At 65.2% G+C, this 24,970-nt stretch carries 22 protein-coding genes; 21 read left to right on the top strand and 1 reads right to left on the bottom strand.

Translation table 11 applies throughout. The annotated features are described in order from the left end of the window. Positions 1 to 79: 79 nt before the first annotated feature. From PMI04_RS16135 to PMI04_RS16040, 20 genes are all read left to right on the top strand, one after another. Entirely contained in the window at positions 80 to 1,321 is a 1,242-nt protein-coding gene (locus PMI04_RS16135) for a DUF4350 domain-containing protein (protein ID WP_007711675.1), read from the top strand. Between the two features lie 183 nt (positions 1,322 to 1,504). After that, positions 1,505 to 2,002, top strand: a complete 498-nt coding sequence (locus PMI04_RS16130) for a division/cell wall cluster transcriptional repressor MraZ (RefSeq protein ID WP_007711673.1) — start codon at positions 1,505 to 1,507, stop codon at positions 2,000 to 2,002. After that, positions 1,999 to 2,976 carry a 16S rRNA (cytosine(1402)-N(4))-methyltransferase RsmH gene (gene rsmH / locus PMI04_RS16125; protein WP_007711671.1) on the top strand — a complete coding sequence of 326 codons (978 nt, stop codon included), beginning with the start codon at positions 1,999 to 2,001 and terminating at the stop codon, positions 2,974 to 2,976. Before PMI04_RS16130 ends, rsmH begins: the two co-directional genes overlap by 4 nt. Continuing rightward, positions 2,973 to 3,620, top strand: coding sequence for a LapA family protein (locus PMI04_RS16120; protein WP_007711669.1), 648 nt, complete (start codon positions 2,973 to 2,975; stop codon positions 3,618 to 3,620). Before rsmH ends, PMI04_RS16120 begins: the two co-directional genes overlap by 4 nt. Next, positions 3,620 to 5,323 (top strand): penicillin-binding protein 2, encoded by a 1,704-nt coding sequence (locus tag PMI04_RS16115; RefSeq protein WP_007711666.1) that lies wholly within the window; start codon positions 3,620 to 3,622, stop codon positions 5,321 to 5,323. The genes PMI04_RS16120 and PMI04_RS16115 overlap by 1 nt, the downstream gene beginning before the upstream one ends. Beyond that, on the top strand, positions 5,323 to 6,765 hold the full coding sequence (locus tag PMI04_RS16110) for a UDP-N-acetylmuramoyl-L-alanyl-D-glutamate--2,6-diaminopimelate ligase (RefSeq protein WP_007711663.1): 1,443 nt from the start codon (positions 5,323 to 5,325) through the stop codon (positions 6,763 to 6,765). Before PMI04_RS16115 ends, PMI04_RS16110 begins: the two co-directional genes overlap by 1 nt. Continuing rightward, positions 6,762 to 8,153 carry a UDP-N-acetylmuramoyl-tripeptide--D-alanyl-D-alanine ligase gene (gene murF, locus PMI04_RS16105; RefSeq protein ID WP_007711652.1) on the top strand — a complete coding sequence of 464 codons (1,392 nt, stop codon included), beginning with the start codon at positions 6,762 to 6,764 and terminating at the stop codon, positions 8,151 to 8,153. Before PMI04_RS16110 ends, murF begins: the two co-directional genes overlap by 4 nt. Further along, a complete protein-coding gene (gene mraY / locus PMI04_RS16100; RefSeq protein ID WP_007711650.1) occupies positions 8,153 to 9,226 on the top strand; it encodes a phospho-N-acetylmuramoyl-pentapeptide-transferase in 1,074 nt (357 codons plus the stop codon). Before murF ends, mraY begins: the two co-directional genes overlap by 1 nt. A 3-nt stretch (positions 9,227 to 9,229) precedes the next feature. Next, the gene (murD, locus tag PMI04_RS16095) at positions 9,230 to 10,582 is read left to right on the top strand and encodes a UDP-N-acetylmuramoyl-L-alanine--D-glutamate ligase (protein WP_007711648.1); all 1,353 of its coding nucleotides are present in this window, start codon (positions 9,230 to 9,232) and stop codon (positions 10,580 to 10,582) included. A gap of 45 nt (positions 10,583 to 10,627) precedes the next feature. Beyond that, positions 10,628 to 11,830 (top strand): putative peptidoglycan glycosyltransferase FtsW, encoded by a 1,203-nt coding sequence (locus PMI04_RS16090; protein ID WP_007711647.1) that lies wholly within the window; start codon positions 10,628 to 10,630, stop codon positions 11,828 to 11,830. After that, a complete protein-coding gene (gene murG, locus PMI04_RS16085; RefSeq protein WP_007711641.1) occupies positions 11,827 to 12,993 on the top strand; it encodes an undecaprenyldiphospho-muramoylpentapeptide beta-N-acetylglucosaminyltransferase in 1,167 nt (388 codons plus the stop codon). Before PMI04_RS16090 ends, murG begins: the two co-directional genes overlap by 4 nt. Beyond that, complete coding sequence (gene murC, locus PMI04_RS16080; protein ID WP_007711639.1) at positions 12,990 to 14,417, top strand: UDP-N-acetylmuramate--L-alanine ligase; 1,428 nt, start codon at positions 12,990 to 12,992, stop codon at positions 14,415 to 14,417. The genes murG and murC overlap by 4 nt, the downstream gene beginning before the upstream one ends. Then, positions 14,417 to 14,614 (top strand): hypothetical protein, encoded by a 198-nt coding sequence (locus PMI04_RS16075; protein ID WP_004207957.1) that lies wholly within the window; start codon positions 14,417 to 14,419, stop codon positions 14,612 to 14,614. The genes murC and PMI04_RS16075 overlap by 1 nt, the downstream gene beginning before the upstream one ends. A 5-nt stretch (positions 14,615 to 14,619) precedes the next feature. Then, the gene (gene murB / locus PMI04_RS16070) at positions 14,620 to 15,510 is read left to right on the top strand and encodes a UDP-N-acetylmuramate dehydrogenase (protein WP_007711638.1); all 891 of its coding nucleotides are present in this window, start codon (positions 14,620 to 14,622) and stop codon (positions 15,508 to 15,510) included. 121 nt (positions 15,511 to 15,631) lie between these two features. Continuing rightward, positions 15,632 to 16,573 (top strand): D-alanine--D-alanine ligase, encoded by a 942-nt coding sequence (locus PMI04_RS16065; RefSeq protein ID WP_007711637.1) that lies wholly within the window; start codon positions 15,632 to 15,634, stop codon positions 16,571 to 16,573. Next, positions 16,566 to 17,528, top strand: coding sequence for a cell division protein FtsQ/DivIB (locus PMI04_RS16060; RefSeq protein WP_007711636.1), 963 nt, complete (start codon positions 16,566 to 16,568; stop codon positions 17,526 to 17,528). The genes PMI04_RS16065 and PMI04_RS16060 overlap by 8 nt, the downstream gene beginning before the upstream one ends. 3 nt (positions 17,529 to 17,531) lie before the next feature. Further along, positions 17,532 to 18,818, top strand: a complete 1,287-nt coding sequence (ftsA, locus tag PMI04_RS16055) for a cell division protein FtsA (RefSeq protein ID WP_007711635.1) — start codon at positions 17,532 to 17,534, stop codon at positions 18,816 to 18,818. 108 nt (positions 18,819 to 18,926) lie between these two features. Next, a complete protein-coding gene (gene ftsZ, locus PMI04_RS16050; RefSeq protein WP_007711634.1) occupies positions 18,927 to 20,384 on the top strand; it encodes a cell division protein FtsZ in 1,458 nt (485 codons plus the stop codon). A gap of 143 nt (positions 20,385 to 20,527) precedes the next feature. Next, positions 20,528 to 22,444, top strand: coding sequence for a tetratricopeptide repeat protein (locus PMI04_RS16045; protein ID WP_007711633.1), 1,917 nt, complete (start codon positions 20,528 to 20,530; stop codon positions 22,442 to 22,444). A gap of 9 nt (positions 22,445 to 22,453) precedes the next feature. Beyond that, a complete protein-coding gene (locus PMI04_RS16040) occupies positions 22,454 to 23,605 on the top strand; it encodes a deoxyguanosinetriphosphate triphosphohydrolase (protein ID WP_007711632.1) in 1,152 nt (383 codons plus the stop codon). Between the two features lie 321 nt (positions 23,606 to 23,926). On the opposite strand, the gene PMI04_RS16035 is transcribed toward PMI04_RS16040, so the two are convergent. Further along, on the bottom strand, positions 23,927 to 24,367 hold the full coding sequence (locus tag PMI04_RS16035; protein ID WP_007711631.1) for a hypothetical protein: 441 nt from the start codon (positions 24,365 to 24,367) through the stop codon (positions 23,927 to 23,929). Positions 24,368 to 24,647: 280 nt separating this feature from the next. On the opposite strand from PMI04_RS16035, the gene PMI04_RS16030 reads away from it, so the two are divergent. Continuing rightward, positions 24,648 to 24,932, top strand: coding sequence for a hypothetical protein (locus tag PMI04_RS16030; RefSeq protein WP_007711627.1), 285 nt, complete (start codon positions 24,648 to 24,650; stop codon positions 24,930 to 24,932). The last annotated feature ends 38 nt before the right edge of the window (positions 24,933 to 24,970 follow it).

Here is a 24,970-nt window from a genome sequence, read left to right as displayed (position 1 = left end):
GAATGCGCCATCCGGTGCATCCCGGCATCAGGCATCGCTCTTTCGCGATTTCTCAAACGATCTCTGAGGCGTTGTCGTGATGCGTTGGCGACGGCCTGTCCAACTGTTTCTGGCTCTGTGGTTGCCTGGGCTGATCGCGTTGACCGTCGGGCTGGTCCGCGCCTGGCATACGGGACAGGTCGATCCGTGGGACTGGGCGATCGCTGCCGGCTTGATGCTGATACCGGCCGGCGCCGCGCTGGCGCGCTGGGGGTGGCTGGCAATCCTCTGGGTGATGCTGGGGGTGGCCGGGACAGTTCTGGTCTTTTGCTGGATTGCTGCGGCACGCGCACCGGACCCGCTTGCGGCAGCGGGCTTGGGGCTGATTGCCTTGATGGCTGCCGTCGCCGGCAAGCTGCTTCGTGCCCGGGGCTGGAAGATGAAGGGCGCTGGCCTGGCATTGCTGGGGGGCACGGCGCTGATCCTGTGGCGCGGCCCGGCTCAGCCCATTTTGTCCCAGCCGCATCGTCCCGCTCTTGCGGTCATCTCCGCGTTGCCGCTCTTCTGGGCGGAGGGCGGTCTCCGCGAGCGAAGGGATGCGCCGATCGTCACGGTGCTGCGGACGCGCTTCGAGTTGCAGCCGCTTGATGATCCCGGTGCATTGGTTGCTTCCGGCGCGCAGCTGGCTCTGGTCGCGCAACCGCGCGCATTGACGCCGCAGGCGCTGGTCGCGCTTGATCGCTGGGTGCGGGGCGGGGGGCGGCTGGTGCTGCTCGACGATCCGCAACTGCGCTGGCCGTCCCGCTATGGCTTTGGCGACCGGCGTCGTGCGCCGTCCAGCGGAGCGCTGGGGCTGTTGCTGGCCCATTGGAATGTCGAAGCTCGGCCGGTGGTCGAGGCGGAAATCCGCCATTTTCTGCCTGATGGTCGGCTTGTCACCTTGTCGGGCATGGCGCCGATGCGGGATCGTGCTCGGTTGACTGACGGGGGGATGGCCTTGCCGCTGCGCCTGAGGATTGGCCGGGGTGAAGCGATCTTTCTGGGGGATGCGGACCTGATCGACGACCGGCTGTGGCTGGCCGATCCGATCCGGCCACTGGAACCGCGGGCATGGAGCGCGGACACGCCCGCACTGCTGGTGGAATGGTTGGGCGGAGAGCTGCCAGGGGGGCGGCGCTGGATGCGTGACGTCGGCGATGTCCGTCTTGGGCTGCGATCCGCGCTGCTGGTCGGGATGGGCTGGGCGATCCTGGGTTTCATGCTCCTTTCGCGCAAATCCGGGCGGAAGGTGGGTGGAACAAAAAGTGAAAATAAGCTGGCGGAGGGTCTGTTAAACGGTTAATCCCATTTCCAAACAGGATTTCCCATTCTGACCCTAAATTTCCCTTTGCAGAAAGCCCCATGCTTGGTACGTAATCAGCATTGGGGTTAGTCAGGCTTTGGTTCGAGTCCTGCGCTGGCATCGCCTTCTTGCGGTTTCGGCGGGGGAGACCTGCGCCCCGCAAACAAGGGGCGATTTTCCAGCGTGTCGGACGTTATTCTCTATTCGGGCAACGCGTTCAGCGTCGCGGACGGCAAGGGCCGTTTCGTGCTGCCCCTGGAGATGCGCCGGCAGGTCAAGCTGGCCAGCGGTGGCGAAAATCGCCTGTGCCTTTCGGTGCATATGGACAATGGCTGCGCTACAGGCTTCGGCCTGTCGCACAAGCTGTTCCTGTTCGAGGAGGTCGAGGAGCTGGAGCGGCTGGCGCGCGTGGCTGACCGGCCCTTCAACGGTGATCTGGAGCGCGAGAACCGACTCGGCACGATCGAGGATGTGAATTTCGACGAAGGTGGCCGCTTTTTCCTGCACCCCGATATCAAGGAAGAGGCGGGCATCACCGATGCCGTATTTTTTTACGGCGTGGGCCGCTATTTCCAGATCTGGAAGCCTGAAGCATTGGTTGAAAGTCCTGATCGTCCGGCATTGATCCGCAACAAGGTGCGGCGCTGGCTGGACCAGCGTGCAGCGGAGGGGGGCAAGTGACCCGTGCTGCCGACCCTGCGCTCGCATCCGACCGCCATCTGCCTGTCCTGCTCGCCGAAGTGCTCGATGCCCTCGCCATTGCCCCGGGCGAAATTCATGTCGACGGCACCTTTGGCGCAGGCGGCTATTCCAGCGCGATGGCGCGGGCAGGCGCACGCGTCTTCGCCTTTGATCGTGATCCCGACGCGATCCGCGAAGGACAGGCGGTGGCCGAGGCGAATGGCATCATTCTCATTCCCGGTGAATTTTCTGCCATGGAAGCGTTGCTGGCGGATCGTGGCGTCGCGGTGGTGTCGGGCGTCACGCTCGACATCGGGGTGTCATCGATGCAGCTCGACCGGCCCGAACGGGGCTTTTCCTTCCAGGCGGACGGGCCGCTCGACATGACGATGAGCCAGGGCGGGATGAATGCGGCCGATTTCCTCAACACCGCCCCGGAAGAGGAAATTGCCAACATCATCTATCGTTATGGCGAGGAGCCGCGTTCGCGCCGGGTTGCGCGCGCGATCGTCGAGGCCCGCCCGCTTGAGCGGACGGGGCAGCTGGCCGCCGTCGTGCGGCGGGCGCTGGGGCATAAGCCGCATGACAAGAAGGATCCGGCAACCCGGACCTTCCAGGCGATCCGCATTCATGTGAATCGGGAGCTGGAAGAGTTGGAGCGTGGGCTGGAAGCGGCCGAAGCGCTGCTGGAGCCCGGCGGGCGGCTGGCGGTCGTCACCTTCCACAGCCTGGAGGACCGCATCGTCAAGCAATTCCTGCGCAAGCGCAGTGGCGGCGAAGGCGGCGGGTCGCGTCATATGCCCGAACGCAAATCCGCCGATGCGCCGACGTTCGAGAAGCCTGGAAAGGCGGTTCGCGCGGGCGAGCATGAGTTGGCGCGAAACCCGCGCGCCCGTTCTGCCACCCTGCGCAGCGCAGTTCGTACGGATGCGCCTCCTTCTTCCGGCAGTACCCATCGGAGTGACCGGCCATGATCGCGGTCAAGAGGTTGCAGAGCCTGATCTGGGTGTTGCTGGTCGCTCTCGGTGCACTGGGGGCCTATCTGGTTTCGCTCAAGGTTGCGACCGAACGCAATGATGTGATGCGGGTGCGGGCGCAGATCGCGCGGGCGCGCGGCGATATCCGTTATCTGGAGACCGAATTCAGCGCGCGTGCGAGCATGCGTCAGCTGGAGCGGTGGAACCAGGATGATTTCATGTATTCGACGCCGACCGCCGGTCAGTATCTGGCCGGCGAACGGGCGCTGGCGCATCTCGATGGGGTGCAGCCCAATGGGCCGGATTATGTGGCGCCACCGGTGATGGTCGCGATGGTTGAGACTCCGGCGGACCTGCCTTCGGCACCGCAGGCCGCGCCGGCAAGCCCGGCGGCGAGCCAGATTCGCAGCGATATTGCCGTCATCCGCGAGGCGCATGCTGCTGATAATGTCGAAAAGCTGGCCAAGCCGACGTCTGGCGCCACCGAACAGCGGGCCAAGGCGGATGCCGATGTGTCGCGGCCCAACCCGGTTGCCCGGCGGGCGGAGCGGATGGCGATGCTCGATGCGAAATTGCTGGACGACAATACGCTGGGTGACTTGAGTGCCCGGGCGGCGCGCGAACGCAGGAAGGAACGCTGATGGCCACGATCATCGTCCAGCCCGGTGGTGCGCGCGCAGGACGGCAGCGGGTCAATCTGACGGCCATCGCGCATAATCGCCTGATGTTGCTGTTGATCCTCTTTCTCGTGGTCACCGGTGTACTGATTCTTCGCCTGACCTGGGTCGGCATTTTCGCCAACGGGGCGCATGGTGATGACGCCTTGTCCGCCTTTTTGCCGGCGCGTGCGGACATCGTGGATCGCAACGGCGTGCCGCTGGCCCGCACGATGGATGCCTATTCGATCGCGGTACGCCCGTCCAAGCTGATCGGCGATCCGTCCGAGTTGGCGCGCAAGCTGCACGAAATCTTTCCCGACGAATCCGAAGCGGTCTTTCGCAAGAAGCTGGCGGGCCGGGGCTGGGCCTATCTGCGTCGCCGGGCATTGCCCGAAGAAGTGGCGGCGGTGAACGCGCTGGGCGAAATCGGTATCGAATTTCCGCGGGAGAAGGAGCGCCTCTATCCCCAGCGCACCTTGGCCGCGCATATATTGGGCTTTGCCCCCAATGCGGAAGGGGTCGGCGGCATGGGGGTGGAGGCCGCGTTCAACGACCGGCTGATCGATCCCGCGCGGCGTGGCAGTCCCTTTGCCATGTCGATCGACAGCCGCGTCCAGGGCGCGCTGGAGAGCGAACTCTATGCCCAGTTGGTGCAGACCCGGGCCAAGGGGGCGGGTGGCATCATCCTGGACGCCAATACCGGCGAGGTGATCGCCATGGCCTCGATCCCGGTGTTCGACCCCAATAAGCTGCAGAATTACGCCGGAAAGCGCTGTAGCGAGTCGCCCTTGTGCAATCATATGGTGCAGGCCCGTTACGAACTGGGATCGGCGTTCAAGCCCCTGTCGATCGCGGCGGCCATGGATGCCGGCGTCGTGACCTCGATGAGCAAGCGCTATGATGCGACCGCACCGCTGGCCGTTGCGGGCTTCCGCATCAAGGACGATCATCCGCTTGGCCGCTGGATCAACGTGCCGGAAATTCTGGTCCACAGTTCCAACATCGGTACCGCGCGGATTGCGGATGAAATGGGCGCCGAACCGCTGCAGAAGCTATTCCGGAACCTGGATTTCGACCAGCGGGCGCCGATCGAATTCAACGAGCGCGCCAAGGGCATCTGGCCGTCAAGCTGGGGGCGCATCACCAGCATGACCACGTCCTATGGCCATGGCATCGCGGTCACGCCGCTGCATCTGGCCACGGCCTATGCCGCGCTGGTCAATGGCGGCATGTGGCGCCCCGCGACCATTCGCAAGTTGAAGCCCGATGAGGTGCCCGAGGGCCGCCGCGTCTTTACGGCGGCGACCAGCGCGCGGATGCGCCAGCTGTTGCGGATGATCGTGTCGGCGGGTACAGGGCGTAGCGCCGACGCCAAGGGATTCCGGGTGGGCGGCAAGACGGGTTCCGCTGAAAAGCCCCAGGAAGGGCGCTACAACAAGACTTCGCTGGTGACGACTTTCGCTTCCGCTTTCCCGATGGACAATCCGCGCTACGTGGTCGTTGCGATCATGGACGAGGCGACGGGCCAATATGGCCTGCGCACCGCGGCCTGGACAGCGGCACCGGTGGTCAAGCGTGTGATCGAGCGCACCGGACCGATGCTTGGCGTGATGCCGGACGAACGGCGGGACGTGGATATTTCGGATTTGATGCCGCTGCTACACGGCGACAAGGAGAATGAGTGATGCGCCTCGGGTCGCTAATCGAGGAGCTGGATGTCGAGGTCGGCAGCGATGCCGGCCTCGATTCGTCCGTGACGGGTTTTGCCATCGACAATCGCAAGGTCGCACCGGGTACGGTGTTCGGCGCCTTCCAGGGGATGCGCGTCAATGGCGAGGATTATATCGCCGATGCCATCAAGGCCGGTGCGGTTGCCGTGGTCGCGCGGCCGGAAGCGAAGGTTGATGGCGCGGTGCATATCGCCCATGCCAATCCCCGGCGCCTGTTTGCGCAGCTGGCCGCCCGCTTCTTCGCACCATTTCCCGATGTGACCGTCGCTGTGACCGGCACCAACGGCAAGACCAGCACGGTCGAGCTGGCGCGCCAGCTTTGGCGCATGCTGGGGCACAAGTCGGCTTCGATCGGTACGCTGGGGGTGACCACTGCGGTCGATCAGGTATCGACCGGGCTCACCACGCCGGATATCGTCACCTTCCTGTCCAACATGGCGGGCCTCAAGCGCGAGGGCATCACCCACGCCGCGTTCGAGGCATCCAGCCATGGCCTGGACCAGTATCGCACGGAAGGCCTGCCGGTCGCGGCCGGCGCCTTCACCAACCTGTCGCGCGATCATCTCGATTATCATGGCGACATGGACAACTATTTCGACGCCAAGATGCGCTTGTTCGACGAGGTCGTGGGCGATGGCGGCGCGGCCGTCATCTGGGCGGATGATGAATGGTCGGACAAGGCGATCGAGCGGGCTACGAAGCGGGGGCTTCGTGTGCTGAGCGTCGGGGTGCAGGGGCAGGCATTGCGTCTTGCCAACCGCACCCCGACCCAGTTGGGCCAGACGCTGGAGATCGAGGCGGGTGGCAAGCTCTACAAGATCAACCTGCCGCTGATCGGTGCCTATCAGGCGGCCAATGTGCTGACCGCCGCAGGGCTGGTGATCGCCACCGGCGGTGATGTCGCCAGGGTATTGGAACTGGTGGGCCGGTTGCAGCCCGTGCGCGGCCGGCTGGAACGGGCGGTCATCGCCCGGGCCGGAGCCCCGGTCTATGTCGATTATGCCCATACACCCGAAGGCCTGCGCGCCGCGATCGAGGCGCTGCGTCCGCACACGCGCGGCAAGCTGATCACGCTGTTCGGCGCGGGCGGGGATCGCGATGCGGGCAAGCGGCCGCAGATGGGCAAGGTTGCCGCCGATCTGTCCGATTATGTGATCGTCACCGATGATAATCCCCGTTCGGAAGACCCCTCGGCGATCCGTGCCGCCGTGATGGCGGGCGCGCCCGGCGCGCAGGAAATTGGCGGGCGCCGAGCGGCAATTGCCGCTGCCATCGCCATGGCCGGGCCGGACGATATCGTCCTGCTGGCGGGCAAGGGGCATGAGCAGGGGCAGATAATCGGCGACCGGGTGCTGCCATTTGATGATGTCACCGTGGCACGGGAGTGCGCGGGTTGAGCGATCTATGGACGTCTGCCGAGATCGCTGAGGCCACGGGCGGCGCCGCGTCGGCGCCGTTCGCCGTTTCTGGTGTCGCCTTCGACAGTCGCGAGGTAGGCGCCGGCGATCTGTTCGTGGCGATGAAGGGGGAAACCACCGATGGCCACAAGTTTGTCGGCAAGGCCTTCGCCCAGGGGGCAGCCGGTGCCATCGTCAGCGAACCGGTCGATCATCCCCATGTGCTGGTGAACGACAGTGCCGCAGCGCTGGAAGCGCTGGCACGCGCGTCGCGGGCGCGCAGCGCGGCCAAAATCATCGGCGTCACCGGTTCGGTCGGCAAGACCGGAACCAAGGAGGCTCTGTTCCAGGCGCTCGATCGTGCCTGTCCCGATCGCGTCCATCGCTCGGTCAAGAGCTACAACAACCATGTCGGCGTGCCGCTCAGCCTCGCGCGCATGCCCCGTGACAGTGCCTATGGCGTGTTCGAGATGGGCATGAACCATGTAGGCGAACTGGCGACCCTGACGCGTCAGGTGCGGCCAGATGTCGCGATCGTTACCGCCATAGCGCCGGCGCATATCGAATTTTTTGGCACCGAGGAGAAGATCGCGGAGGCCAAGGCCGAGATTTTCGAGGGGCTGGAACCGGGGGGCACTGCGATCATCCCCTATGACAGCCCGCATGTCGCGATCCTCTATGGCAAGGCGGAACGGCACGCCGCGCGCATCCTGACCTTTGGTTTCAGCCCTGACGCCGATGTTTGCGTTCGCGAGACCGTGCCGGCGCCGGCCGGCGGCACGCTGGTCACCGCCAGCCTGCCAGGGGCCGAACTCTGCTTCACCGTCGCGGCGCCAGGCGAGCATTGGGTGTCCAATGCGTTGGCGGTACTGGCAGCGGTTGAGGCATTGGGCGGTGATCTGGCGGCGGCGGGCCTTGCGCTGGCGGAAATGCCGGGGCTGCCGGGGCGTGGCGCGCGACGGACCCTGCCAATTGCGGGTGGCGAAGCATTGTTGATCGACGAGAGCTACAACGCCAATCCGCTGAGTATGGCGGCCACGCTCAAGCAGTTGGGGCGCGAGCAAGCGGATCGCCGGATCGCGGTTCTGGGCGCTATGCGTGAACTGGGCGAGCGCAGCCAGGAACTGCACGCCGCGCTGACGCACCCACTGAGCGAAAATGGCGTCGACTATGCCATTTTGGTCGGCGAGGAGATGGCGCCATTGGCCGATGCGCTGACCGGCATCGTCGCCTTTGACCATGTACCGGACGCCGCGTCGGCCACCGATCTGATCAACAAGGAAATGCGCGCGGGTGACGCGATCCTGGTCAAGGGATCCAATGGCATCGGGCTGTCCCGCCTGGTCGCCGCCCTTGGCGATGCCGCCCGCGACGGAGATAAAGACTGATGCTCTACTGGCTTGCCCAGACTCTGGATTTCGCGGGGGCTTTCAACCTCATTCGCTATCTGTCCTTCCGCGCCGGCGCAGCGATTGCGACCGCGCTGATCATCGGCCTGGTGATCGGCCCCAAGTTCATCGGCTGGCTGCGCGTCCGACAGGGCAAGGGGCAACCGATCCGCAGCGACGGGCCACAGACCCATCTGGCCAAGCGCGGCACGCCGACCATGGGCGGGCTCATGATCCTGACCTCCATGGTCGCATCGGTGCTGCTGTGGATGGACTTGTCGTCCACCTATGTCTGGGCCTGCCTGTTCGTGACGCTGGGTTTCGGCGCGATCGGCTTCCTCGACGATTATGACAAGGTGACCAAGGCCAGCCACAAGGGGCTTTCGGCCAAGATGCGCCTGCTGTTCGAGTTCCTGATCGCCGGCTTTGCCGCCTGGATGATCGTCAACCAGCACGGCAATACCGCGCTCTACGTGCCCTTCTACAATGGCCCGGCGATCGAGCTGGGGCCGTTCTACTTCCTGTTCGCTGCCTTCGTCATCGTGGCCTTTGGCAATGCGGTGAACCTGACCGACGGGCTCGATGGCCTCGCCACCATGCCCGTCATCATCGCCTGCATGGCTTTCATGGCGATCGTCTATCTGGTCGGCCGCGCCGATTTTGCCACCTATCTTGGTATTCCCCATGTGCCCGGCGCGGGCAACCTCACCATATTGTGCGGCGCGATCATCGGGGCGGGGCTGGCCTTCCTGTGGTTCAACGCGCCCCCGGCCGCCGTCTTCATGGGCGACACCGGCAGCCTGGCGCTGGGCGGTACGATCGGCGTGATCGCGGTCACGGCGCATCACGAAATCGTGCTGGGTATCATCGGCGGCCTGTTCGTGGTTGAGGCGATGAGCGTCATCATCCAGGTTTTCTTCTACAAGCGGACCGGCAAGCGGGTGTTCAAGATGGCGCCGATCCACCATCATTTCGAGCAGTTGGGCTGGGCCGAGCCGACCGTGGTGATCCGTTTCTGGATCATCGCCTTCGTGCTGGCACTGGCCGGCCTCGCCACGCTGAAGCTGCGGTAAGCCATGATCGTTTCGCAGGCCTTTGCGGGGAAGACCTACGCCGTACTGGGACTGGCGCGATCTGGCCTGGCGACGGTCGAGACGCTGGTTGCCAGCGGCGCGCGCGTCATTGCCTGGGACAGTCAGGAAAAGGCGCGCGAAGCGGCGGCTGATGCTGTGCAGGCGCTGTCGAACGAGATCGATGGCGATGTCCAATTGGAAATCGGCGATCCGATGGAGATCGACCTGGCCGGGTTCGACGGCATCGTCGTGTCGCCGGGCGTGCCGCTCAACAAGCATCCGATCGCGATGCGCGCGAAGATCGCCGGCGTGCCGATCATCGGCGATATCGAACTGTTCGCGCTGGCCCGGCCGACGCTGCCGCCGCACAAGGTCGTCGGCATCACCGGCACCAACGGCAAGTCGACCACCACGGCGCTGATCCACCATATCATCGAGCAGGCAGGTTATCCCACGGTGATGGGCGGCAATATCGGCCTGCCTATCCTCAGCCAGCCGCCGCTGGAGCCGAACCTGCATGGCATGGGCGTTTATGTGCTGGAACTGTCGAGCTACCAGATCGACCTGACCCACAGCCTCGACTGCGACGTCGCCGTGCTGCTCAACATCACGCCCGACCATCTCGATCGCTACAATGGCTTTGAAGGCTATGTCGCATCCAAGGCGCGGCTGTTCGCCATGCAGTCGGCGGGCCATGTGGCGGTGATCGCGACCGAGGATGAGCCGAGCCGCAGCATCGCCGCGTCGGTCCCCGCGCAACTCAGCGCGGCGAAAGCCGCCGACATAGATGCCGACGCCCAGCTTGGCTGGCCGGCGCTGCAGGGGCCGCACAATGCCCAGAATGCGGCTGTTGCGATCGCCGTGGCGCAGGCGCTGGACATCGACGATGCGACGATCATGGCGGCGCTCGCCAGCTATGCCTCGCTCCCGCACCGGATGCAGGCGGTGAAGACGCTGAACGGCGTCCTCTATGTCAATGACAGCAAGGCGACCAATGCCGCCTCGACCGCGCCGGCGCTGGGCGCCTGGCCGGCCAAGGATAGCAAGCCCCGCATCCACTGGATTTTGGGCGGCGTCGCTAAGAGCGACAATCTGGACGAATGCGTGCCCTATTATGGCAACGTCGCCCAAGCCTATACTATCGGCGAAGCGGGCCACATGTTCGCCGATCTGCTGCGCCCGCATATGGCTGTGGATGATAGCGAGATGCTATCGGCCGCCGTGCGGCGTGCGGCGCGCAACGCCCAGCCGGGCGATGTCGTGCTGTTGTCGCCGGCCTGTGCCAGTTTTGACCAGTTTCGCGATTTCGAGGCGCGCGGCGATGCGTTCGCCGCCGCCGTGAGCGCGCTGGAATAGAGCGGGATCGGGGGCAGCGGCATGGATAGGGAAGGGACCAAAGGGATGTTCAGGCCGGGCGAGCTGGTGAAGGGGTTCAAGACCCGCACCGTGCCGCGTGAGCGCACCGCGCTGGCGATCTGGTTCTGGGAAATCGACCGCGTATTGCTGTCGCTGATCGTCGCATTGATGGCGATCGGGCTGGTCGCGGTCGCCGCCGCGTCGCCGGTGGCCGCGATCGACCGATCGACCACCACTATTGCGGTCAATCCGCTGATCTATTTCTATCGTCAGCTGATCTGGGTTTTCATCGGCTTGCCGATCATGTTGATGATTTCCATGCTGCCCCGGCCGCAGGCTCGACGGCTGGCCATTTTCCTGGCCGTTTTCTTCTTTCTGATGCTGTTGTTCGTCCCCTTGCTCGGCAGCACGGTCAATGGTGCCAAACGCTGGATCGACCTGCCTGGCTTCCGGTTCCAGCCCTCGGAATTTTTGAAGCCCGTCTATGTCGTGACCCTTGCCTGGCTGCTGTCGCTGCGGAGCAAGGACCAGAATTTGCCGGTTATGCCGTTGACCGGGGCCATGACGCTGCTGATCGCGGCGATCCTGATGAAGCAGCCGGACTTTGGCCAGACCGTCATCTTCCTGGCCTGCTGGGGCTGCCTGCTGATGCTGTCGGGGCTGGAGATGCGCTGGATCGCCATGCTGGGCGGGGTTGGTCTCGCCGGGCTGGTCGCGGTCTATATGTTCTATGAAAATGGCCGCCAGCGCATCAACGACTTCCTCGGCATCGGCGTCCAGGTGGACACCGGCCCGGATCAGACGGATCTGGCGTTCCGCACCATTACCCATGGCGGCTTTACCGGCGTCGGGCCGGGTGGGGGGCAGAACAAGTTCCGCCTGCCCGAAGCCCATACCGACTATATATTCTCGGTGATCGGCGAGGAGTTCGGCCTGCTTGCCTGCATCGCCATTGCCTGTGTCTATCTCGCCATCGTCGTGCGCGTGCTGCTGCGGCTGTTGGACGAGGAGGATAATTTCACGATCCTCGCCGCCGCCGGCCTCACTACCCAGTTCGGGTTGCAGGCGATTATCAACATGGGCGTCAATGCGCAGATTTTTCCGTCGAAGGGCATGACGCTGCCCTTTATCAGCTACGGTGGCTCCTCTATGCTGGCGCTTTGTATCGGCGTCGGCCTGTTGCTCGCATTCACGCGGCGCAATCCCTTCATGGGTCGGCATACGGTCGTCAAATGGAGTGGTCGATGAGCATTTCCCGTCACTTCGTCCTCGCCGCCGGCGGGACGGGTGGTCATATGATTCCGGCGCATGCCGTCGCCGAGGAACTGATGGCGCGCGGCCATCATGTCGCCCTGGTGACCGATGAACGCGGTGCCAAGATACCGGGCATTTTCGACAAGGCGCAGGTTCATGTCCTGCCCGCCGGGCGGATGACCAGGAATCCCGCCTCCTGGCCTGGCGCGATCAAGGCGATCCTGGCCGGGCGGGCGATGGCCCGGCGGCTGAATGCCACGTTCAAGCCGACGGCGGTCGTGGGCTTTGGCGGCTATCCCGCCATGCCTGCGCTGCTGGGCGCACTGGCTGACGGCATCCCGACCGCGATCCATGAGCAGAACGCCGTGCTGGGCCGGGTCAACCGCCTGCTGGCCGGCCGGGTCGACGCGATCGCCACCGCCTATCCCATCGTGGAGCGGCTCAAGGACAAATATGCCGGCAAGGTCCATCTGGTCGGCAATCCGGTGCGCGAGGAAGTGAAGGCGCTGCGCGACGAGGAATTCCCGCCGCTGACCGACGAGAGCGTGTTTCGCGTGCTGGTGATCGGCGGCAGCCAGGGGGCGAGCATCCTGTCGAGCGTCGTGCCCGAGGGGCTGTCGATGCTGCCGGTCGCGCTGCGCCGCCGCCTGCAGGTGACGCAGCAGTGCCGCGCCGAGGATATCGAGCGCGTCCGCGCCACCTATGCCGAGATGGAGATCCCGGCCGATCTCGCCACCTATTTCAACGACGTGCCCGAAAAGCTGGGCTGGTCGCACCTGATGATCGCGCGGGCAGGGGCATCGACCCTGGCCGAGCTGACCTGCGCTGGCCGCCCCGCCATACTGGTGCCGCTGCCCAGCGCCATGGACGATCATCAGACCGCCAATGCGCGCGAGATGACCGAGGCTGGCGGTGCCCGCACCATTCCCCAGTCGCGCTTCACCGCCGTGGAACTGGCCAAGCAGATGCAGAAGATGGCGCTGGAACCCGGCGCCCTGCAAAATGCCGCCAAGCGCGCCCGTGCCTGTGGCCGCCCGGATGCGGCGCGCGATATGGCAGACCTGCTCGAAAGCATCGGCCCCGCGCCGATCATGAATGACCCGCTTCGCGTCGGCCCGACGCCGACCACGCTCAATCTCCAGGGAGTTCCCGCATGAAGGGTGTCGGCACCGACATCGGCACGATCCATTTCATCGGCATTGGCGGCATCGGCATGTCCGGTATCGCCGAAGTCATGCATAATCTGGGTTACAAGGTTCAAGGGTCCGACGTAGCCGAAGGCTATGTCGTCGAAGGGCTGCGCGCCAAGGGCATCAAGGTGATGATCGGCCACAAGGCCGAAAATCTGGGCGATGCCGCCGTGGTCGTCACCTCGACCGCGATCAAGCGGGGCAATCCGGAAGTCGAGCTGGCGCTGGAAAATCGCGTGCCGGTGATCCGCCGCGCCGAAATGCTGGCCGAACTGATGCGCTTGAAGTCCACGGTCGCCATCGCCGGCACCCATGGCAAGACCACAACCACCTCGATGGTCGCGGCGCTGCTGGACGCGGGCGGGGTCGACCCGACCGTCATCAACGGCGGCATCATCAACAGCTATGGCTCCAACGCGCGGCTGGGCAACAGCGACTGGATGGTCGTGGAAGCCGATGAGAGCGACGGCAGCTTCCTGCGCCTTGACGGCACGATCGCGGTCGTGACCAATATCGATCCCGAGCATCTCGACCATTATGGCAGCTTCGACGCGGTGAAGGACGCCTTCGTCGAGTTCGTCGAGAATGTGCCCTTCTATGGCGCGGCGATGCTCTGCCTCGACCATCCCGAGGTGCAGGCCATTTTGCCGCGCGTGCAGGATCGCCGCATCGTCACCTATGGCTTTTCCGCCCAGGCCGATATTCGCGGCGAGAATGTCCAGCCGGTGCCCGGCGGCAATCGTTTCGATGTCCAGATCCGCGAGCGCGACGGCGCGACCCGCCGGATCGAGGGGATCGAACTGCCGATGCCCGGCCGCCACAATGTGCTCAATGCCATGGCGGCGATCGGCGTGGCGTTGCAGATGGGCATCGATGACGCAACCATCCAGACCGGCTTTGCCAAGTTTGGCGGGGTGAAGCGCCGCTTCACCAAGGTCGGCGAAATCCCGGCTGGCGCAGGTGTCGCCACCGTCATCGACGATTATGGCCACCATCCGGTCGAGATCAAGGCGGTGCTCGCCGCTGCGCGTGAAGGCGCCAAGGGCCGGGTGATCGCCGTGGTCCAGCCGCATCGCTTCACCCGCCTGCGCGACCTGATGGATGATTTCCAGCAGGCCTTCAACGATGCCGACATCGTCTATGCCGCCCCGGTCTACACCGCCGGCGAGCAGCCGATCGAGGATGTCGACAGCGCGGCGCTGGTCGCCGGGCTCAAGCGTCGCGGCCATCGCAATGCCGCCACCGTCGCCGATGCGGACGATCTTGCCCGCGTCATTGCTGCTGATGTCCAGGCTGACGACATGATCATCTGCCTGGGTGCCGGCGACATCACCAAATGGGCGGCGGGCCTGTCCGCTGCGGTCACCGCCAAGGTCAAGGAAACCGCCTGATGTTCGAGCTCTTCAATGTCGGCCTGGAAATGCAGAAGCGCATGATCGACATGCAGATGCAGGGCGTGGAAGTCGCGCGCGACATGGTCGAGGCGGCGCAGAAGCAGGTGCAGACCGGCATGGCTGCGCATCAGGCCGGCGAGGCGGGCATGAAGGCGATGAAGAGCTGGATGAATCTCTGGGGCGTGCGCGGTTGACGGTGATGGTTTCTCTCCCGGCCGTTCGCGGCGCGCTCAAGGCCGATGCGCCGCTGGCACCGCTCGTCTGGTTCAAGGCGGGCGGGGCGGCGCAATGGCTGTTCGAGCCCAAGGACGCCGACGACCTGTCCGATTTCCTGCGCGATCTAGATCCGGCAGTGCCGGTGATGGCGCTTGGCCTTGGCTCCAACCTGATCGTCCGCGATGGTGGCGTGCCGGGCGTGGTCGTGCGCTTGGGCAAGCCCTTTGCCAAGGTGGAGGCGCTGGACGCCACCACCCTGGTCTGCGGCGGTGGTGCGTCGGGCATCCTCGTCTCCTCGACCGCGCGGGATGCCGGCATTGCCGGTCTCGAATTTCTCCGCTCCATCCCCGGGACTGTCGGTGGATTCGTGCGGATGAACGGCGGCGCCTATGGCCGCGAAACGTGCGACATATTGGTCGAGTGCGATGTCGTGCTGCGCTCCGGCGAGCGGATCACCCTGTCCAACGCCGATTTGGGCTATACCTATCGTCATTCGACCCTGCCCGATGGCGCGGTCGTGGTCAGCGCAACTTTCCGGGGCCATCCCGGCGAACCCGCCGCGATCCAGGCGGAAATGGACCGCATCGCCACCGCGCGCGAGGAAAGCCAGCCGCTGCGCAGCAAGACCGGCGGATCGACCTTCAAGAACCCGGACGGGCACAAGGCCTGGGCGCTGGTCGATGAAGCGGGCTGTCGCGGCCTCGCGCTGGGCGGCGCGCAGGTGAGCGAGAAGCACACCAACTTCCTGCTCAACACCGGCGACGCCACCAGCGCCGACATCGAAGCGCTGGGCGAGGAAGTCCGCCGCCGCGTCAAGGCAAAGAGCGGCGTCGAGCTGGAATGGGAAATCCAGCGCGTGGGGTTGGCGAAGTGATTTGTGCTTCCAATCCGTCATCCCAGCGAAGGCTGGGATCCCTCTTTTCTTCCTTCGCTGCGTTCAAAGGCAGTGAGATGCCAGCCTTCGCTGGCATGACGATGTATCTGGAGTGTTACGCATGAGCCGTGGTCCCTGGCATGTCGCCGTTCTGATGGGCGGCTGGTCGGCGGAGCGGCCGGTGTCGCTGTCGAGCGGCGAGGGCGTGGCCAAGGCACTGGAATCGCGCGGGCATCGGGTCACGCGGATCGACATGGATCGCGACGTCGCCGCGCGCCTGGCCGAGACCAAGGCGGATGTGGTGTTCAACGCGCTGCATGGCGTGCCGGGCGAGGATGGCACGGTGCAGGGCATGATGGACCTGATGGGGCTCACCTACACCCATAGCGGCCTTGCCACATCGGTCATCGCGATCGACAAGCAGCTGACCAAGCAGGCGCTGGTGCCGCACGGCATCCCCATGCCCGGCGGCCATATCGTGACGAGCGAGAGCCTGTATGCCGGCGATCCGCTGCCGCGCCCCTATGTTCTGAAGCCCGTCAATGAGGGCAGCTCGGTCGGCGTGGCGATCGTCACGGCCGAGGGCAATTATGGCAATCCCATCGCGCGCGACAGCGTCGGCCCATGGCAGGAATTTCCCGAGCTTCTGGCCGAACCCTATATTCGCGGGCGCGAGCTGACCACCGCCGTGCTGGGCGATGAGGCGCTGCTCGTCACCGAGCTGCGCCCCAAGAGCGGCTTCTATGATTTCGACGCCAAATATACCGACGGCATGACCGAACATGTCTGCCCGGCGGAGATACCGGACGAGATCACGCAGGCATGCAAGGCGATCGCGCTCCAGGCGCACCAGCTGCTCGGCTGCAAGGGCGCGTCGCGCTCCGACTTCCGCTGGGACGACAGCCAGGGTATCGAGGGTCTGTTCCTGCTGGAGGTCAATACCCAGCCGGGCATGACCCCCTTGAGCCTGGTGCCGGAACAGGCGAAAAAGCTGGGCATCGATTATGCCGAATTGGTGGAGCGCATCGTCGAGGATGCGTTGAAGGGGGCAAATGATGGCTGAGGCACGGATCCGACGCGGCGGCACGGCGCGGTTGAGTACCGCGCGGGGCAAGGTGCGCGCCAAAAACGGGGCGGGCCGGGGGCGTCAGCTCAAGCGCCAATCCTGGTTCGATCGACTGCTTGAAATGCTGCCGGTCAGCGATGCGACGCTGCAGAAGATGGCGACATGGGCGATCTTCGCGATCTTCGGCGGCATATTGATCGCGATCGCCATCTTTCTGGGCCTGCCGCAAATGGCCCGCCAGCAGGCGGCGAACCTGGCCGCGCGGGCCGGCTTCGAGGTCGAGAAGGTCGAGGTGCGCGGCGTCGAGCGCATGGACGAGATGCCGGTCTATAATATCGCGCTCGGCCAGGTCGACCGTTCGATGCTCTCGCTTGATCTGCCCAAGGTCCGCCAGGAAATGCTGAAGCTGGGGTGGGTCAAGGATGCGCGTATCTCGCGTCGTTTGCCCGACACGCTGGTGGTCGATATCGTCGAGCGCGATCCCGTCGCCGTTTGGCAGCATGAGGGGCAGTTGCACCTGATCGATGTGCAGGGGGTCGTGCTGCAGGCGGTGTCCGCCGGCGCCATGCCCGATTTGCCGCTCGTCGTTGGCCCCAGCGCCAATCTGCAGACGGCGGGCCTCAACAAGTTGATGGAAAATGCGCCGGCGCTCAAGCCCATGTTGGCCGGCGCGACCTGGGTCGGGAACCGGCGCTGGGATTTGCGCTTTCAGTCGGGGGAGACGCTGTCGCTGCCCGAAGGCGAGCAAAGCTCGGCGGCGGCGCTGGTGAACTTCGCGCGGATGGACGGCGTCAATCGTCTGCTCGGCCGTGGCATCGTCAAGTTCGACATGCGCGATCCTGATCGTTTCGTACTGCGCCTGCCACAAGGGCAGGCCAGCGACAAGCCGGCCGGCGCGGACGCCACGGCCGCAAAGACCGCGAGTGCACCCGCCGAAGGTGAGGAAGGCTAAGTCATGGCACAGCCCAAGGTCGAAAAGCTCATCACCGCGATCGATATCGGGTCGTGGAAAGTGTCCGCGTTGATCGCGGGACGCACCGATACGGGTGAGCTGGCGATCCTGGGTACCGGCCAGCGCGAGAGCCGGGGCGTGCGCCGCGGCTTCATCGCCGACATGGAGCGCACCGAACTGGCCGTGCGCGAGACGGTGGAACAGGCCGAGCGCGTTGCCGGCACCAATATCGAGGATGTCTGGGTCAGCTTCTCGGGCGGTAGCCTGGTCAGCGACGTCGTCACCGTCGAGCGCGACATGGGCGGCTATCGTGTCGAGCAGGCCGATATCGACGATCTCCTTACCACCGGTCAGCAGGGAATTGATCCGGACGGCCGCATCGTGCTCCATGCCCAGCCGACCTGTTTCACCATCAACGGCAAGGTACCGGTGAAGAAGCCGCTGGGCATGCATGCCGATCTGCTGGGCGTCGACATCCATGTCGTGCTGGCGGATGGGGCGCCGCTCGCCAATCTCGATCTTTGCGTGCGCGGTGCCTATCTCAACGTCAATTCGATCGTCGCCTCGCCGATTGCAACCGGTCTCGCCTGCCTGTCTGAAGAGGAACGTGACCTGGGCGTCGCGCTGGTTGAGCTGGGCGCTGGCGTGACCAATGTCTCGCTCTATGCCGGCGGCATGTTGGTAGGGCTGCATTCGATCCCGATCGGCGCGTCGGACATTACCGACGACATCGCGTCGGCCTTTGGCATTCGTCGTAGCCAGGCCGAACGGATCAAATGCTTCTATGGTTCGGCGATGCAGAACCGCCGCGACTTTCGCGAGATGATCGAGATTGCGACGCCGCATGGCGACGTCGCCATTCCCGGACAGAGCGCAGGCCCTAACGCGGAAGGGGGCAAGATCACGCGCGCGGCGCTGGTCGGCGTCATCTGCGAGCGGCTCAACCAGATCATGACCGAAGTGAATGCGGCGCTGGCCGGCATGGGCTTTAATTCACCCACCGGGCGGCAGGTGGTGCTGACCGGTGGCGGGGCGGAAATGAAGGGGATTGCCGACTATGCCCAGGGCGCGCTGGGGCGTGCCGTGCGCATCGGCCGGCCGCGCGGCTTGTCAGCGATGCCCGAAGCGCATAGTGGGCCGGCCTTCGCGACGCTGGCGGGATTGGCGCTTTACGGCGCTTCAAACCCGGTTGATCTAAGGGCGATGGCGCCCGCACCGCAAACCGTGCATCGTCTGGGGGCACCGCAATGGTGGCAGCGCATGATGCGAGCGATGCGGACCAATTACTGAGTGAATTTGAACGATAACGAAAATAGCTGGTGAAATACTCTATTTTCTGGTGTTAACATTTGATGACGGTTGTCACTTCCTGACGAGGAAGCTGAGGGAGCAAAGTATATGAGCATCGAGATCAGCCCGCCGCATGTGGATGAATTGAAGCCACGCATTGCGGTAATCGGCGTGGGCGGTGCGGGCGGCAACGCCATTGCGAACATGATCGCGGCCAGCGTCGAGGGCGTCGACTTCATCGTCGCCAACACCGATGCGCAGGCGCTCAATGCCTCGCCGGCCGAACGCCGCATCCAGCTTGGCCCGCAGATCACCGAGGGGCTGGGCGCCGGTTCGCGCCCCGAAATCGGTCGCGCGGCTGCCGAAGAAACGATCATCACCGTCGAGCAGGCGCTGGAAGGCGCCCATATGTGCTTCATCACCGCCGGCATGGGCGGCGGTACCGGCACCGGCGCTGCGCCGGTGATCGCCAAGGCGGCCCGCGAAAAGGGCATCCTGACCGTCGGCGTCGTGACCAAGCCTTTCACCTTCGAGGGCAATCGCCGCATGAAGTCGGCGGAAAGCGGCATCGACGAGCTGCAGAAGCATGTCGACACGCTGATCGTCATCCCGAACCAGAATCTGTTCCTGATCGCCAACCCGAACACGACCTTCAAGGAAGCGTTCCAGATGGCGGACGAGGTGCTGCAGCAGGGCGTGCGCTCGATCACCGATCTGATGATCATGCCTGGCCTCATCAACCTCGACTTCGCCGACGTCCGTTCGGTGATGGGCGAGATGGGCAAGGCGATGATGGGCACGGGCGAAGCCGAAGGCGACGGCCGTGCGCTCCAGGCCGCCGAAAAGGCGATCGCCAACCCGCTGCTCGACGGCGTGTCGATGCGCGGCGCCAAGGGCGTGATCGTGTCGATCGTCGGTGGCGAGGACATGCGCCTGATGGAAGTCGACGAGGCGGCCAACCATATCCGCGAACTGGTCGATCCGGACGCGAACATCATCTGGGGTTCGGCCTTCAACGACCAGCTCAACGGCAAGATCCGCGTGTCCGTGGTCGCGACCGGCATCGACAATGATGTCGGCAGCCAGGCCGCGCCGCTGACCCAGCCGTTCAGCTTTGCCAGTCGTCCGGCGGTTTCGGTGCCGCAGGCCGCGCAGCGTTCTGCGCCCGTGGCCGCACCGGCACCTGTCGCGCCGCCGGCACCGGCGCCGGCCTCTGAACCCGAGGCGCTGGAACTGGACGTGCCTGAAGCGCCTGCACCGGCGCCGCTTGCGGCGCCTGCGGCTGCGCCTGCCTCTGTCGCAGCGCCCTTCGCTCCGGCGCGGCCGGCTGCTGTCTTCTCCGACGAGGATCCGTCGCAGGACGAACTGCTGCTGGGGGCCGAAGCTGCTGAACCGACGGTGGCTGAACCCGCCCCGGCCCAGCCCGCGCCGCGCGTCGCCACGGGGGGAACCTTGTTCGAGCGCATGGCCGGTCTGACCCGCGGCAGCGAAAAGGCACCGGGCACCGACGAAGGTACGCCCGGGGTCGATATCCCGCGCTTCCTCAACCGCCAGAGTAACCAGTAACGGCGCTTGTGCCTGGGCCTTGGCCCAGGCAAATTGCCGATGCCGTCTGCAGAAAGGCGCGCTGTCGGTCGCTTCGGGCGACCCGGCGCGCTTTTTCGTTTCAGCAATTTCCCATTCCTGCCGCGATCCGCTAAGGGACGGATGTGAAACGCTCTCATCTATGGATTCTCGGCGGTCTGCTGTTCGCGACGACCGCACAGGCGCAATCTGACCAGGGCCAACTGGCCCGCCCCACGGGCGCCGCGGACCTCAACAGCAACTTGTCCCGATTGGCCTCCAATCCGCGCGATATCAATGCTTTGATCGGCGCCGGCGAAGCGGCGCTGTCGCTGGATGACGCGCGCGCAGCGGCCGGTTTCTTCGCCCGTGCGGATGCGGTCCAGCCCAATAATGGCCGGGTCAAGGCGGGTCTGGGCCGGGTCATGCTGAAGATGCAGAATCCGGCCGAGGCGGTCCGACTGTTTGACCAGGCAACGCGGTTCGGCTTTCCGGAGGCGAGCATCCTTGACGATCGCGGCCTGGCGCGTGACATGACAGGTGACCAGGCCGGGGCGCAGCGCGACTATCAGGCCGCGCTCAAGGCGGCGCCCGACGATGCCGAATTGACTCGTCGCTATGCTGCTTCGCTCGGTATTTCCGGACAGGTGGAGGCCGCCGACAAGATATTGCAGCCGCTGCTCTACAAGAGCGACCGCGCGGCGTGGCGCTATAATGCCTTCATCCTGGCGATGAACAATCGCCAGGCCGAGGCGAAGAAGGTCGTTGACCAGACGATGCCGACCCAGTTGGCCAGCGCGATCACGCCCTATATGCAGAAAATGCCTTATCTGACCCCGGCGCAGAAGGCGGCGGCGGTGCATTTCGGGCATTTCCCGACGGTGGTTGCGAGCAGCATCACGCCGATCGTGCCGACGCCACCGGCCCCGGGCATCCAGTTGGCGTCGCGGGAGGCCGCGCCGGCCGTGGTCGCGGCCGCACCGAGCAAGCCGGATCGCCGGGCACGCCGGTCCGATACCCGGCCCAGCCGGGCGACATTGGCCCGCGCACCGATCGCGTCTCCGGCCGAGCGGCAGGCTGCTGCCGCGCAAAATGGTGCGCCGCAGCCGAGCACCGGCACGGCGCAGCCACGCGCGACCATGGAGCAGCCGCTTCCGGCCCCGGCCGAGGCGCGGACCGCCCAATCGACGCCGGCTCCTGCTCCGGTGCCGGCAAGGTCGACCGAGACGGTGCAGCGGCTGCCGCAAGGGTCGGTCGACGCTCGCCCGCCCGCGGTTCCGGTGCGCAGTGCATCGGCGGGCGATGTTCAGGGGCCGCCAGCGCCTGGCCTCGACGCATTGGATGACGGCGCGCCAGCACCCCGTTCGACGGCACCCGCCCCGACCACCGGCCAGCCCGGCACAGCATCGCAGCTCAATGCCAGCGCACTGGCCCAGGCTTCGGGCGTGACGCCGCCCGCTGCCCCGGTTGCTTCGCCCGCGGCCACGTCGCCGCAGCAGCCCCCGGTCGCGACGGCATTTACCCCGCAGGCCGCCGACAGCGCGCCGCAGCCTAACGCCGAGGCGACCCGCAGCCTGGCCGACATCATCCACGCCATCGATGTGCCCGACAGCGAGCGCCAGTCGAGCGTCGTCGCGGTCGATCTGGCCGAGGTCGAGAAGTTGCAGGCGGCGCGCCGCGCCGCACGCCAGGCGGAGGCTGACAAGGCGAAGAAGGCGGCGGTCGCCAAGGCCAAGGCGGAAGCCGATGCCAAGGCCAAGGCCGAAGCGGAAGAAAAGAAGCGGCTTGCCGCCAATCCCGCGCGCAACTGGGTGCAGATCGGCACCGGCCAGAAGAGCGCGCTGGGTTTCACCTTCAAGCGCTTGCAGGGCAAATATGACGCGGTCGCGCCACAGGATGGCTGGAGCGCCAGCTGGGGCCAGACGTCCCGCCTGCTGATCGGCCCGTTTGCCAGCTTCACCCGTGCCAAGGCAGTGGAGGCGGATCTCAAGAAGGCCGGCGCCGATGCCTTTGCCTGGCAGAGCGACGCGGGCGAGGTGGTCGAGCGGCTGGGCAGCAAGTAAAGGGTTCGCATGACGATGCCTGCTTCCTATGCCGCGCAACCCGACCAGAGCCGGGGCCGGCTCCATGCCGAGCCGGGCGGCGAGATGCGTGGCCCGCGCGACGTATTTCAGCGCGATCGCGACCGGATCATCCACTCCATCTCCTTCCGCCGGTTGCGGCACAAGACGCAGGTGTTCGTGTCGCCCGACGGCGATCATTATCGTGTGCGCATGACCCACAGCCTGGAGGTGGCGCAGATCGGCCGCGCCATTGCCCGTACGCTCGCCCTCAACGAGGATCTGACCGAGGCGCTGTGCCTGGCCCATGATATCGGCCATCCGCCCTTCGGCCATGCCGGCGAGGATGCGCTGGAAGCGGCGCTGGAGGATCATGGCGGCTTCGATCATAATGCGCACACGCTGCGCACGCTGATGCTGCTGGATTCGCCTTATCCGCGCTTTCGTGGCCTGAACCTCAGCTGGGAAATGCTGGAGGGGCTGGCCAAGCATAATGGCCCCGTGACGAAGCCCGGATGGGCGATGCGCGAGCTGGACGCGATGTTCCCGCTCGACCTTGCCAGCCACGCCTCGCTGGAGGCGCAGCTGGCGGCGCTGTCCGACGATATCGCCTATGACAATCATGATATCGACGATGGCCTGCGCGCCGGGCTGCTGAGCCTGGAGCAACTGCTGACCGTGCCGCTGGTGCGCCATTGCTGGGATCGGGTGACGGCGCGATACCCCGATGTGCCGCACGACCGGCTGCTGCGCGAACTGGTGCGCGAACAGATTGGCGTGATGGCCAATGACCTGCTCACCACCACCCGCGCCAATATCGCGGCCGCCGGGGTGGAGACGGTCGCCGATGTCCGCGCGCTTGGCCAGACTCTGGTCGCCTTCTCGCCGGAGCTGGCGGCGCAGGAGCGGGACTTGAAGCGCTTCATGTATGCGACCCTCTACCATCACCCCTCGCAACTCGCCGCGGCCGACCGGGCACGGGTGATCGTGATGGACCTGTTCCGCGCCTATCTGGCCGATCCCGCCCTGATGCCGCCCGAATGGCGCGACGAATGCGCGCTGGAGGAACCGACCCGCAGCCGCCACATCGCCGACTTCATCGCCGGCATGACCGACCGCTATGCCGAAAAGCGCCACGCCGAGATTTGCGGGGCACTGGTCTAGGCGCGAGCGGCCGTCTTCGACGCGACAGTTGAAAGTTCACAGTGTCGTTGCACGCGCATTCTGGCGTGTTTGCGCGGCCCACGCGCCTGCGACGCGCCACCTGGGTCATGTCGACGCGAGGATGACGCCTCTCCCGCGCGACACCGACGCGACAATGAGGCGACAGCCAGGCGACAGCGAAGCGACGCCGATGGAGCTTTGCGGGCGATAAGGAGAAAGGGGCAGGGGCCTGGTCCATCGCGCAGGATAGATCAGAGACAGCCGGAGTAGGAAAGGGCACGGGCGATCAGGGCTCTGGCCGCTGACGACCATTCACGGACGCTACGCGTCGCGGTAGCGAAGCCCATTAGCTGCCATAAAGCCCTTGGCGTCAAAGCTGCTCCACACCTCGCCCCAAGGCATCTGCCCCGCATGGATATTCATGTCCCGAACCAATGTCTCGTGAACGAACGACAACTCGCAATCGATGGCTTCCCGCGTCGGCCAGCCACCTTCCATTGGCGCATCTGGTAGCCGGACACTCCATGATGCTTCCTCAAGGCGACCGTCATGGAAACATATTGAAAGCCCCGCAGGCAGCCCGCCGAACGTCAGGTCGCGAAGATAAAGCCACTCAAAACCATTGCCATAATCTCGCGAGCCTTCGAGCAAATCGGCTACCAGTGGCTCTATCGAACCTTTCATCTGATTGGGTTGCAATAACGCAAGATCACCGATGCGAATCTCGCCCGTGCTTCCATCGATCCAGAATTCAGCAGTCATGGAGCAAACATCCACAATCTGATGTTCATGGCAATGGCAGCTTTACGCATCAGCGTTTTAAAAGCTGACAGCCCGCTTCCCACCCATATCCGTCATCCCAGCGTAGGCTGGGATCTCTTTTTCTTTGAGAGTTAGGGGGCAAGAAATAGTGGGATGCCAGCCTTCGCTGGCATGACGGAATAAGAAGGGGACCAATCCATCTGAAACCACCCCGACGGAAACGCTGCGTTGGCATTCGGCCGGCTGGTCCGGTCGTCGCGCGGGCTTTATCTCTCTGCCCATGACACTGCATCCCCAGATCGCGGCCTTTGCCGCCCAGCTTGATGATCTTTCCCGCCTGTTGCGGGCACAGGGCGCGCGGCCCTGGGCGGATCGGATCGACCTCATCCAGCGCGCCGTCGCGGACTCCAACTATGCCGGCGTCACCCGCTTCCTGGAGATGGTCGAGGGAGAGGCGGGCTTTGCCGAGCTGACCCTATCGGACGAAGCGGCCGATGCGGCGCTATCGGAATGCCGGGCGGCGACGTTGGCGATGGCGCAGCGGCGTGCGCGCGAGGAAGGTTGATCCGGCCATAACCTGCGTCCCTGCGACATTTGCCCGAT

The organism is Sphingobium sp. AP49, assembly GCF_000281715.2.
In the GTDB taxonomy this organism is placed as follows: Bacteria; Pseudomonadota; Alphaproteobacteria; order Sphingomonadales; family Sphingomonadaceae; genus Sphingobium.
This window is presented reverse-complemented; position numbering and strand designations above follow the sequence as displayed.